Genomic DNA, 11,527 nt, shown 5'->3' with positions numbered 1-11,527 from the left:
CTTTGAATCGCTGAACCTTTGTACCTGATAAAAAAATGTCTAGAAAAATAAAACTAATTTGGGATTTCCGCGGACCTGCTTCCGCAAAAACGGCAGAACATCACGAAATTCATTTGAAAGAATATATCGCAATTGAAAAACTTGACATAAATATTACCGGTTTTGAGATTCAAAGTGAAATGCAGGCTATCGCTTTTATGGTAGTCACAGATGAAAATATGATTCAGGTAAGAGATGCTTTGAAACCGCATCGAGGAGAGTTGTATTAGTCAAAAGTTAAAAAGTCTGAAAGAAGTCTTACGATTTAACCTCTTTCAGACTTTCGCCAGACTAGTTTGCCACTTCGCTGATAAATTTAATTCGCATCAGGCGCAATTCATCAATATCATAATCACCCTCAAATTCTCTGAGTGCATCTTCTATATTATCGGATTCAGATTCCATAAAATACTCATGAATTTCATCCTGCTGATCATCATCAAGCATATCGTCAATCCAATATTTTATATTCAGCTTGGTTCCGGAATAGACAATTTGTTCCATTTCTTTAATTAGAGCATCCATGTTAATCCCTTTGGCGGAAGCAATGTCATCCAAAGATAATTTTCGGTCGATATTTTGAATGATATAAAGTTTATTTACCGAATTCACTCCGGTGGATTTCACCACTAAATCATCCGGACGAATAATATCGTTATCTTCTACATACCGGCTAATTAATTCCAGGAACTCCTTACCATACTTTTTGGCTTTCCCTTCCCCAACACCATGAATATTAATCAATTCATCCTGGGAAATCGGGTATTTTAAGGCCATATCTTCGAGTGATGGATCCTGAAAAACCACAAAGGGAGGAACGCCTAACTTCTTGGCTACTTTTTTACGTAAATCCCGCAACATACCCATCAATAATTCATCGACAGTTCCCGTAGATTTTGCCGCAGTTACAATGGCTTCATCCTCAGATTCATTGTATTCATGATCTTCAGACATCATAAAGGACACTGGTTTTTTGATAAAATCCAATCCCTTTGCGGTAATTTTTACGATGCCATAGGTTTCAATGTCTTTCGACAAAAGCCCGGCAACAAGAACTTGTCGCAATAAGGCCATCCAATATTTTTCATCATGATCCGAACCACATCCAAAAAAAGACTGCGTATCGGTTCTATGCGCTTTAATGACCGCATTGACACGGCCAATCAACGTAAACACAACTTCTTTAGATTTATATAAGTGCTTAGTATCCCGTACCACTTCCAGTAGTTTCACCACCTGATCTTTGGCTTCCACTTTCGTTTTTGGATTTCTGACATTGTCATCCATGTCAGCACCTTCGCCATTGACATCATCAAATTCCTCTCCGAAGTAGTGGAGTAAAAACTTTCTTCTGGACATGGAAGTTTCGGCATAAGCCACCACTTCCTGCAATAAGGCAAAACCAATTTCCTGCTCGGCAACGGGCTTACCCGACATGAATTTTTCTAATTTCTCCACATCCTTATAGGAATAATAGGCAAGGCAATGTCCTTCACCGCCGTCACGACCTGCGCGACCCGTTTCCTGATAATAACTTTCCAATGATTTGGGAATATCATGGTGAATTACAAAACGAACATCCGGTTTGTCAATTCCCATTCCAAAAGCAATGGTGGCCACCACCACATCAACATCTTCCATCAGAAACATGTCCTGGTGTTTGGCACGGGTTTTAGCATCCAGTCCCGCATGATAAGGGACTGCGCTTATTCCGTTGACCTGCAAAACTTCGGCAACAGCCTCCACTTTTTTGCGACTTAAGCAATAGATAATTCCTGATTTTCCCTTATGCTGTTTTATGAACCGAATAATGTCCGATTCCACATTTTTGGTTTTGGTACGTACTTCATAATATAAATTAGGCCTGTTGAATGATGCTTTAAAAGTAGTGGCATCAGCCATATCTAAATTTTTCAGAATGTCTTCCTGAACCTTTGGCGTAGCCGTAGCGGTCAGGCCAATAATGGGCACATCCCCTAATTGCTTAATAATGTGTTTTAGATTTCTGTATTCTGGTCTAAAATCATGACCCCACTCAGAGATACAGTGGGCTTCATCGATAGCCACAAAAGAAATCGGCACCGTTTGAAGAAAAGCAACATACTCTTCCTTGGTCAAAGATTCCGGAGCAACATATAATAATTTAGTTAAACCGGAAGTAATATCGGTTTTAACTTGTGCTATTTCTGTTTTGGTAAGTGAAGAGTTTAAAACATGGGCAACACCATTTTCGGAAGATAAACTGCGAATGGCGTCAACCTGATTTTTCATCAAAGCGATTAATGGCGAAACTACGATAGCAGTTCCTTCCTGAATTAAAGCAGGCAATTGGTAACAGAGTGACTTTCCTCCTCCTGTAGGCATAATTACAAATGTATTTTGCTTATTCAGGAGACTTTTAATAACTTGTTCTTGTAATCCCTTAAATTGGCTGAAGCCAAAATATTTTTTTAATTCCTTGTGGATATCAATTTCGTTTGAATTCATTCTTGATTATGTGGTATTTTGTATAAATTTGCATCACATAAAGATACAAAATTCTTTTAAACATACAAACTTTAACCATTCTGTTTTGATAAGTAAAGAAAATATCTTGGCCAGCGCCAAAAAAACTATTTTATCGGAAAGTGAAGCAATTGCCAAACTAACTGAATTTCTTGATGAAAACTTCATCGAAGCCACACAAAACATCTATAATTCCAAAGGACGATTAGTGGTAACAGGCATTGGAAAAAGTGCCATTATTGCTCAAAAAATGGTCGCTACCTTTAATTCTACCGGAACTCCTTCCCTATTTCTTCATGCTTCAGAAGCGATTCATGGTGATTTAGGAATGATCCAAAATGACGATATCATTATTTGCATTTCAAAAAGTGGCAACAGCCCGGAAATAAAAGTTTTGGTGCCGCTTTTAAAACGTTTTGGCAATACCTTGATTGCGATCACAGGAAATATGACTTCTTTTCTTGCTAAAGGTTCGGATTTTATTCTGAACACCACAGTAGAAGCAGAAGCCTGCCCTAATAACCTTGCTCCTACCAACAGTACTACGGCGCAATTAGTAATGGGCGATGCCATCGCTGTTTGCCTTATGGAAATGCGCGATTTCAAACCAGAAGATTTTGCTGTGTACCACCCAGGAGGTGCTTTAGGCAAAAAATTATTACTACGCGTGAAAGACATGCTGGAACACACTTTAAAACCGATGGTTACTCCGGATGCCTCGATAAAAAAAGTTATTTTTGAAATTTCAGAAAAACGTCTCGGCGTAACTGCCGTTGTCGACCAGGATAAGATTGTCGGAATTATTACCGATGGTGACATTCGAAGAATGCTAAATGACAGGGATTCGTTCGCTGATTTGACCGCAAAAGATATTATGACTAAAAATCCAAAATTAATACCATCCACAGCAATGGTTACCGATGCGCTGAATATCCTGGAAGACTTTTCCATCACCCAGTTAGTTGTGGTTGACAATGGCGAGTACAAAGGCGTTTTACATTTACACGATATTTTAAAAGAGGGAATAGTATAATGGCGAAGAAAAACTTAAACGAAATGTCGTTTTTAGATCATCTTGAGGAATTAAGATGGTTATTGGTTCGAAGTACTATTGCAATATTAATCCTTGCTACCGTTACTTTTTTTATCAGTGATTATATTTTTGATGTAATCATTTTTGGTCCAACAAATGCTAATTTTGTGACCTACCGCTTTTTTTGTGATCTATCGCATGCCTTAGGTTTTGCAGATAGTATCTGCGTCACCGAAATGCCTTTTATCATCCAGAATACAGATATGGAAGGACAGGTCAATGTATTGGTCTGGACCTGTATATTAGCGGGATTCATTCTTGGTTTTCCTTACATTTTATGGGAGATATGGAAATTCATCAGCCCGGCCTTGTATGAAAAAGAAAAAAAGCACGCGAAGCTTTTCATTTTTGTTTCGTCTTTATTATTCTTTTTAGGAGTCTTATTTGGCTATTTTGTAGTGGTACCCATGTCGGTTAACTTTTTCGCCACTTTCAAAGTAAGTGCCGTGGTAAAAAACCAATTCAGCATTGATTCTTACATTGGCATGGTAAAAACAAGTGTTATTGCCAGCGGATTGTTTTTTGAATTACCAATCATTATCTACTTCCTGACCAAACTGGGATTGGTAACCCCTGAATTTTTAAGAAAATACTGGAAATATGCAGTAATAATAATACTTATCGTTGCCGCAATTGTTACGCCACCCGATGTGGTAAGTCAAACCATTGTTGCCATACCGATGTTATTAATCTACGAAGCAAGTATCCTAATTTCAAAAATTGTAGTACGCAATCAAAAAAGAGCAAATGGCTGATATCATTCAAGAATTCAACGACTACCGTTCTAAAATGAACGAAAAATTATTGGCAGACAACAACAAAATTGTAAAGCGTATTTTCAATTTAGATACGAATGCCTATGCAGCGGGAGCTTTGGATGTAAAAACAAAAGAGTTGCTTGGATTAGTGGCTTCGGCGGTTTTACGTTGTGACGATTGCGTTAAATACCATTTGGAAACCAGCTTCAAAGAAGGCGTAACCAAAGAAGAAATGATGGAAGCTATGGGAATCGCCACACTGGTTGGCGGAACTATTGTTGTACCTCATTTGCGCAGAGCCTATGAATTTTGGGAAGCACTGGAAGAGACTAAATAATTGTTAAATTGTTGATTCGTTGCTGCGTTTAATCGTTTATTTGCAAAAGTCAAAAAATCCAATAATCAGAATATGAAATTAAGAGCCGAACATCTTGTAAAAACCTATAAAGGCAGAAGTGTTGTAAAAGGCATTTCGGTAGAAGTGAATCAAGGCGAAATTGTGGGGCTTTTGGGACCTAACGGTGCCGGAAAAACGACTTCTTTCTATATGATCGTAGGATTGGTTAAACCAAATTCGGGCAACATATTTCTTGATGATTTGGATATCACCGATTATCCCATGTACAAAAGAGCACAACAGGGAATTGGTTACTTAGCACAGGAAGCTTCTGTTTTTAGAAAATTAAGCATTGAAGACAATATCTTAAGCGTTTTACAATTGACAAAACTATCCAAAGCCGAACAAGAAGCTAAAATGGAAAGTTTAATCGAAGAGTTCAGCTTGGAACACATTCGCACCAATCGGGGCGATTTACTTTCGGGAGGAGAACGTCGTCGTACTGAAATCGCGCGTTGCCTCGCTACCGATCCAAAATTCATATTACTGGATGAGCCTTTTGCTGGTGTCGATCCGGTTGCCGTAGAAGACATCCAAAGAATTGTAGCCCAATTAAAAAACAAAAACATCGGTATTCTTATTACCGACCATAATGTTCAGGAAACATTGGCCATTACGGATAAAACCTATTTGATGTTTGAAGGTGGAATCCTAAAGGCAGGAATTCCGGAAGAACTGGTAGAAGATGAAATGGTACGTCGTGTCTATCTTGGACAAAATTTCGAGTTGAGAAAGAAGAAACTGGAGTTTTAAATAGATTATAGTTAGTGGTTAACGAAAGCTAAAAACAATCCTTTACAGAAAACACAAAACACAACAAAAAAGGCCCTGTCTTTGTTTTATGCATCTAACCAGTGAAAATAAAGAAATAATCAAAACTTTATGTGAAACCCATCATGTAGAAAAATTATATCTTTTTGGCTCCGCTACCACAACTAAATTTAATGAAGAAAGTGACCTTGATTTTTTAGTGAAATTTAAATCTTTTGATCTTAAGCTGTACTTCCTAAACTACATAGATCTTAAAAACAAACTCAAAAATTTACTGCATAGAGAAATTGATTTAGTGGAAGAACAAACTTTAAAAAACCCCTATTTAATTCGATCCATTGAAGAAACTAAAGAATTGATTTACCCCATAGCTACTCCACAGTAATATACTGCAACTGCTGTAAATCACCATTGTAAATATTGACATCTACATTCCCTTTTATGCCTGGAACTGATGCTTTTTCGGTAAACTGCCAGAACAGCCAGTCGTCGGCTATTTCTTCCCTGTAAAAATTATAATTGGCAATCCAAAAAAGATAATTACCGAATTCATCCTTCAAAAAATCATCATAGTATTTCTCACCGGTATAGATAATGGGTTTTACTCCATAATGTGATTCCACTGCTTTTAACCATCGTTTCAACCCCACTTTCAAACTATCCAGCGATTGATTTTTAGGTAATTTTTCAATATCTAAAATAGGTGGTAAATCTCCTTTTCGAAGTGTCACTGTTTTAATAAAAAGCTTCGCTTGCTCCAGTGAATTTTCATTGGGGCGGTAATAGTGATACGCTCCGCGAATCATTCTATTTTCCTTGGCGCCAAGCCAGTTCCGATTAAACTCACGGTCCTTTCTGTCTTTTCCTACCGTGGCACGAATAAACACAAAATCTAAAGGATATTTTTTTTCTAAAGTGTCTACATAAGACCAACGGATTTTTCCCTGATATTCCGAAACATCCAAACCAATACTTTTTCCTTCGTGCTTTTCTAAAACCTGAAAATTTCGAACATCAGAAATGCGCTTCGCTTCGCTGGCTTCCCTTAGAACCTTATTGGATTTAAAACTAAAATAGTACGCTAACCCATTGCGATAATGATAACCAATCCCAAGAACAAGCAAAATAAAAAAAGCAATAATTGAAAAACGCACGAGCTTCCCGGAGAAAATCGAGGCTTTCTTTTTGGGTTTACGAATAATAGCGCCTTTTCTTCTGACTATTTTTTTTCTCATTCAAAAAACTACTTTTTTAATACTTTATTATTCACTACAGACAGTAAAATATAAAAAATGATAAGTAACGGAATTCCTAAATAGTGGAAGAAAACTAATAACAAAAGAGAAAAAATCAGAAATACTATTTGAAGTGCATTCTCCTTAAAAGTAAACTTTTTGATTTTTAATGAAAACAACGGGATTTCAGCATTCAGGATATAGGCGCTTAATAAAGTAATCACCAATAAAACCCATTGATTGGTCAAAACTTCGAGAACAAACATAGAGTCAGAATAATCTAAAACCAAAGGCAAACTTAAAACAAACAAGGCATTGGCGGGCGTTGGCAAACCAATAAAAGAATCTGTCTGCCGCGTATCAATATTAAAATTGGCCAAACGATAACAAGAACCCAAAGTGATAATAAAACCTAAATAAGGAAAAATTTGCATATAACTATCCGGCATAGCAGTCGAAGTATTGATCATCATATGATACATCACTACACCGGGAACAACACCACTGGTCACCATATCGGCCAACGAATCCAGCTGCAAACCCAATGGACTGGACACCTTGAACAATCGGGCAAAAAAACCATCGAAAAAATCCAGAAATATACCCAGACAAACAAAATAAAAAGCCATTTCAAAATTACGATGAAATGCAAAAACCAAAGCGATACAGCCGCAAAAAAGATTAAGCAAGGTGATAATATTTGGGATATGCTTTTTAATATTCATAGTGATACAGTTTAGTGATCCAAAGTTGGCAAATTTAGTATAATAATAGAGAGGAGAAGTACGTTTTTTATTAGAGATTTTTCAACAGTCCATTCGTGTTTCCATATATTTATCCAAAGGAAGAAATATCCTCAGTAAAAAATTATATTTTTGATAAAAATTAAACCGGCTTTCCGTTTGTAAAAACAGTCCTATTGAAAACAGTCCCCTTATTTTTATTGCTTTTGGTTTGTACCTTAAATTACAGTCAGGCTGTCCGGAAATACTCCAATGAGTTTATGAATATCGGCGTTGATGCAGCTGCTTTGGGCATGTCAAATGCGGTGGTAGCCGCAACCAACGATGTCAATTCCGGGTATTGGAACCCTGCGGGACTGATGCACTTAGAAGATCATCAGGTATCGCTAATGCATGCCAATTATTTTGCTAATATTGCCCAATACGATTACTTAGCATACGCCAGTCCCATTGATGACCGCAGTGCTTGGGGGATTTCTTTAATTCGTTTTGGTGTGGACGATATTTTAAATACTACTGAATTAATAGACAGTCAGGGCAACATTGACTACAACCGGATTAGTCTTTTTTCCACCGCCGATTATGGTTTTACTTTTTCATACGCCCGAGAACTTCCCGTTCCCGGATTTCAATACGGTGTAAATGCCAAAGTAATCCGACGAATAATAGGGAAATTCGCCAGTTCTTGGGGATTTGGCTTTGATGTTGGATTACAATTCGAAAAGAACGACTGGCAATTTGGACTGATGCTTCGCGATATCACCACTACGTATAACGTTTGGAATATCGATGAAGCCGAATACAAAAAAATTGCTAATGCCATACCCGGAGAAAATCAGGAATTACCGGAAAGCACAGAGATTACAGCTCCAAAAATGCAACTGGGAATAGCAAAGAAATTTATCATTCATTACGATTACAGTATTTTGGCTGCAGCCAATATGAACATGCGATTTACAAAAACCAATGATTTGATTGCGACAGATTTTGTAAGCGTTGATCCTGCCTTGGGATTAGAATTTGGCTATACTGATTTGGTTTTTCTGCGTGCAGGCGTCGGGAATTTTCAAAATGTAGCACAATTGGACAGCACTGAAAAAGTAGGATTTCAGCCCAATATTGGATTGGGATTTAAATACAAAGGCATACAAATTGACTATGCGCTAACCGATTTAGGCAACCAAAGTACCGCGTTGTATTCGAATATTTTTTCGATTAAAGTAGATTTAGACATGTTTAGAAATTAATTAAAAATCATACATACTAAAAAAATGACGCGCAGATAATATAGATTGAACGGTAAAAAAAAATAATTTAGGTAACTTTACAGACAATAACAGCAATCCAAATGAATAGTTCTTTATTAAAAAAAATCTCCTTTTTTACATTACTTCTTTTAACTGTACATTACAGTTTTGGTCAAAACCTATTGTCAAAAGACGCTCGTGTCAGCGTACTTACCTGTGGAACAGGTAACGAATCCTATTCACTGTTTGGACATACTGCCATTCGCATCAGTGATCCTTACAACAACATTGATGTCGTTTATAATTATGGTGCTTTTGACTTCAGTACTCCCAATTTTGTTTTAAAATTCATCAAAGGAGATTTACAGTATTTCGCAGTAGCCCATTCCTATGCAGATTTCATCAATGAATATATGTACGAAAAAAGATCGGTTTATGAGCAGGAACTGAACATCCCTCCAACGTTGAAGCAGCGATTATTTGACAACCTGAATACTTCATTAGCTTCAGGTGAAAGCCATTATACCTATAAATTTATTGACAAAAACTGTACATCAATGGTAGTCGATATCATCAACAAAACGCTGGACACTATTGCAGTTGTAAAGAATGCAGATACCGACATTACCTATAGAACCATACTCTATCCTTATTTTAACCATCACTTTTATGAAAAACTGGGAACCAGTATTATATTCGGTAAAAAAGTAGACGGCTTAGGCACCCAGATTTTTTTACCTTTTGAATTACAAAAAAGCCTGAAAAAAGTTTCTTTTCAGAACCATCCAATTGCTCCCGAAAACAAAACCATAATCGAATTCAATGAAGAAGTTCCGGGATCCTGGTGGAACAATTGGTACACCTACCTTTTGCTTCTCGCATTTATTGTACTACTAAATAATAAAAGCATAAATCTATTTTACCTCATCATGATGGCACTATTGGGGGTATTCTTTGTGTTTGTGGGATTTTATTCCCAACATCAGGAATTAGCCTACAATTATAATATTTTGTTGTTCAACCCAACATTATTAGGACTGCTGTATTTTTACTGGGTAAAAAACAAAAAAGGAATTTACCAGCTGGCTGTATTCAATATTCTTTCACTACTGATCTACCTAGTCATTCTAGTCAACAAAGCCCATTTACTACTTGTGCTTCCTTTGGTAATTTCAAGTATGATTATTTTAGTTAGGGTGGCAATCCAAAATAAAAAACGAATTCCAATTATCATTTAAGAAGCCCCTTTAGATCAGAAACGATAAATAACAGAAAATATCAGAACTATTATTGCCCCCTGTAAAACAATACCGTGGTAATCGTTTTAAAAGCAATACTTAAATCCAGAAAAACACTTCTGTGTTTGATATAATACAAGTCGTACTGCAGTTTTATTAAACTGTCCTCAATGGTCTCTCCATAGGCATAATTTACTTGTGCCCAACCGGTCAGACCCGGCTTGATAATATGCCTGGTTTCATAAAAAGGCATTATTTCAGCTATTTCTTTCACGAAAAAAGGACGTTCGGGACGGGGACCAATGACCGCCATATCGCCTTTTAGAATATTTATAAATTGCGGAAATTCATCAATTCTGGTTTTTCTTAAAAATCTTCCGAATGCGGTTACCCTCGAATCATTTGTAGTCGTGAAACCGGCCCCACTAGATTCGACATCACTAATCATACTACGGAATTTTAAAATTTCAAATACTACACCGTCTTTACCCACACGTTCCTGGCTATAAAATAATCTACCTCTATTCCCAATTGCATTTCCAACGAATATTAAAGGGCATAAAACAAGAGCAATTGCCAATCCAATTACCGAAGCAATTATTTCAAAAATCCGGACCGTTACTAAATACAGTTTATTATGATTACTTCTGCTAAAGGGGAAAAATCGATAAAAATCTCTCGCTATAAAATGCACGGGAATGCGATGCGTTTTGCTTTCATATACTTGGGTATACTCCCTAATAACACTTCCAGTCTCTAATAAACGAAGTAACTGTTGGTATAATTCAGCGGTAATACCTTCTGTTTTTTGGGAGGCAATAACAATCTCTGATATGGAATTTTCTTTTACAAACGAAAATAAATCATCTCTTTTAATATTGGGCACATAGCGGTATTCGGCTGTTTCATCTTCGGCAGCATCAGCATGTACGAATGCAATTATTTTATAATGCGGGTCAATATGTTCTAATCCGGAAATCAACTCTTCTACCTGCTCCTTATCACATATTAAAACAGCACTTTGAAGAAACCGCTTGGACGCTAAGAATTTAACGTAAAACATCCTCCATAAAAATAAAGACACAAACACAACCAAATAAAATACTAGGATTTCAATTCTTTTGGAGGGCAATTCAGGAGAAAAAACCGGTGTTAATAAATACACTAAAACAGTCATTGATGCAGTAAGAAGAGCACTTCGGATCACTTGAAATTGATTACTGGCTACCTGAAGGTTATACATTTCGAATATTGTCCCGAAAAGATTGAGATAAACCCCTAAAACGATTGTCCAGTAGAAATTAATGGTTGAGAATGTAAAATAATCGAATTCGAACATCTTACCCACAAAGAACAAGGAGCCCAAAACAAAAAAAATATCACAAAGACGAAGAATCATCTTCCGTTCCGATATTTCAAAATGCATTTTGTCTACTGCAAACATGAGTGGTTTTTAGGATTATTGGTGCAATTTAGCCATTTTGAACTCATATCATTTCTA

At 36.7% G+C, this 11,527-nt stretch carries 12 protein-coding genes; 8 read left to right on the top strand and 4 right to left on the bottom strand.

What is annotated here, in order from left to right; translation table 11 throughout:
• The first annotated feature begins 35 nt into the window (after positions 1-35).
• Positions 36-269, top strand: a complete 234-nt coding sequence (locus ACNQGH_RS09000) for a hypothetical protein (protein ID WP_417955662.1) — start codon at positions 36-38, stop codon at positions 267-269.
• A gap of 61 nt (positions 270-330) precedes the next feature.
• Here ACNQGH_RS09000 and recQ read toward each other — a convergent pair whose 3' ends face one another.
• Positions 331-2,526, bottom strand: a complete 2,196-nt coding sequence (recQ, locus tag ACNQGH_RS08995) for a DNA helicase RecQ (RefSeq protein ID WP_417955661.1) — start codon at positions 2,524-2,526, stop codon at positions 331-333.
• 85 nt (positions 2,527-2,611) lie between these two features.
• Between recQ and ACNQGH_RS08990 the strand changes: the two genes are divergently transcribed.
• The 5 genes from ACNQGH_RS08990 to ACNQGH_RS08970 all read left to right on the top strand — a co-directional run bounded on the left by ACNQGH_RS08990 (position 2,612) and on the right by ACNQGH_RS08970 (position 5,948).
• Complete coding sequence (locus ACNQGH_RS08990) at positions 2,612-3,577, top strand: KpsF/GutQ family sugar-phosphate isomerase (RefSeq protein ID WP_417955660.1); 966 nt, start codon at positions 2,612-2,614, stop codon at positions 3,575-3,577.
• Positions 3,577-4,392 carry a twin-arginine translocase subunit TatC gene (gene tatC / locus ACNQGH_RS08985; RefSeq protein ID WP_417955659.1) on the top strand — a complete coding sequence of 272 codons (816 nt, stop codon included), beginning with the start codon at positions 3,577-3,579 and terminating at the stop codon, positions 4,390-4,392. The genes ACNQGH_RS08990 and tatC overlap by 1 nt, the downstream gene beginning before the upstream one ends.
• Positions 4,385-4,732, top strand: coding sequence for a carboxymuconolactone decarboxylase family protein (locus ACNQGH_RS08980; RefSeq protein ID WP_417955658.1), 348 nt, complete (start codon positions 4,385-4,387; stop codon positions 4,730-4,732). The genes tatC and ACNQGH_RS08980 overlap by 8 nt, the downstream gene beginning before the upstream one ends.
• Before the next feature lie 72 nt (positions 4,733-4,804).
• Positions 4,805-5,545, top strand: a complete 741-nt coding sequence (lptB, locus tag ACNQGH_RS08975) for an LPS export ABC transporter ATP-binding protein (RefSeq protein WP_417955657.1) — start codon at positions 4,805-4,807, stop codon at positions 5,543-5,545.
• An 88-nt stretch (positions 5,546-5,633) separates the two neighbouring features.
• A complete protein-coding gene (locus ACNQGH_RS08970) occupies positions 5,634-5,948 on the top strand; it encodes a nucleotidyltransferase family protein (protein WP_417955656.1) in 315 nt (104 codons plus the stop codon).
• Here the strand turns inward: ACNQGH_RS08970 and ACNQGH_RS08965 are convergent.
• Complete coding sequence (locus ACNQGH_RS08965; protein WP_417955655.1) at positions 5,935-6,798, bottom strand: glycoside hydrolase family 25 protein; 864 nt, start codon at positions 6,796-6,798, stop codon at positions 5,935-5,937. The genes ACNQGH_RS08970 and ACNQGH_RS08965 overlap by 14 nt on opposite strands.
• An 8-nt stretch (positions 6,799-6,806) precedes the next feature.
• A complete protein-coding gene (locus tag ACNQGH_RS08960; RefSeq protein ID WP_417955654.1) occupies positions 6,807-7,523 on the bottom strand; it encodes a CDP-alcohol phosphatidyltransferase family protein in 717 nt (238 codons plus the stop codon).
• Positions 7,524-7,717: 194 nt separating this feature from the next.
• Between ACNQGH_RS08960 and ACNQGH_RS08955 the strand changes: the two genes are divergently transcribed.
• The gene (locus ACNQGH_RS08955) at positions 7,718-8,788 is read left to right on the top strand and encodes a putative type IX sorting system protein PorV2 (RefSeq protein ID WP_470303885.1); all 1,071 of its coding nucleotides are present in this window, start codon (positions 7,718-7,720) and stop codon (positions 8,786-8,788) included.
• Positions 8,789-8,889: 101 nt separating this feature from the next.
• A complete protein-coding gene (locus ACNQGH_RS08950) occupies positions 8,890-10,026 on the top strand; it encodes a lipoprotein N-acyltransferase Lnb domain-containing protein (protein ID WP_417955653.1) in 1,137 nt (378 codons plus the stop codon).
• Positions 10,027-10,075: 49 nt separating this feature from the next.
• On the opposite strand, the gene ACNQGH_RS08945 is transcribed toward ACNQGH_RS08950, so the two are convergent.
• The gene (locus ACNQGH_RS08945; protein ID WP_417955652.1) at positions 10,076-11,470 is read right to left on the bottom strand and encodes an exopolysaccharide biosynthesis polyprenyl glycosylphosphotransferase; all 1,395 of its coding nucleotides are present in this window, start codon (positions 11,468-11,470) and stop codon (positions 10,076-10,078) included.
• Between the last annotated feature and the right edge of the window lie 57 nt (positions 11,471-11,527).

It is taken from the genome of Flavobacterium kochi (genome assembly GCF_048286715.1).
Lineage (GTDB): Bacteria > Bacteroidota > Bacteroidia > Flavobacteriales > Flavobacteriaceae > Flavobacterium.
This window is presented reverse-complemented; position numbering and strand designations above follow the sequence as displayed.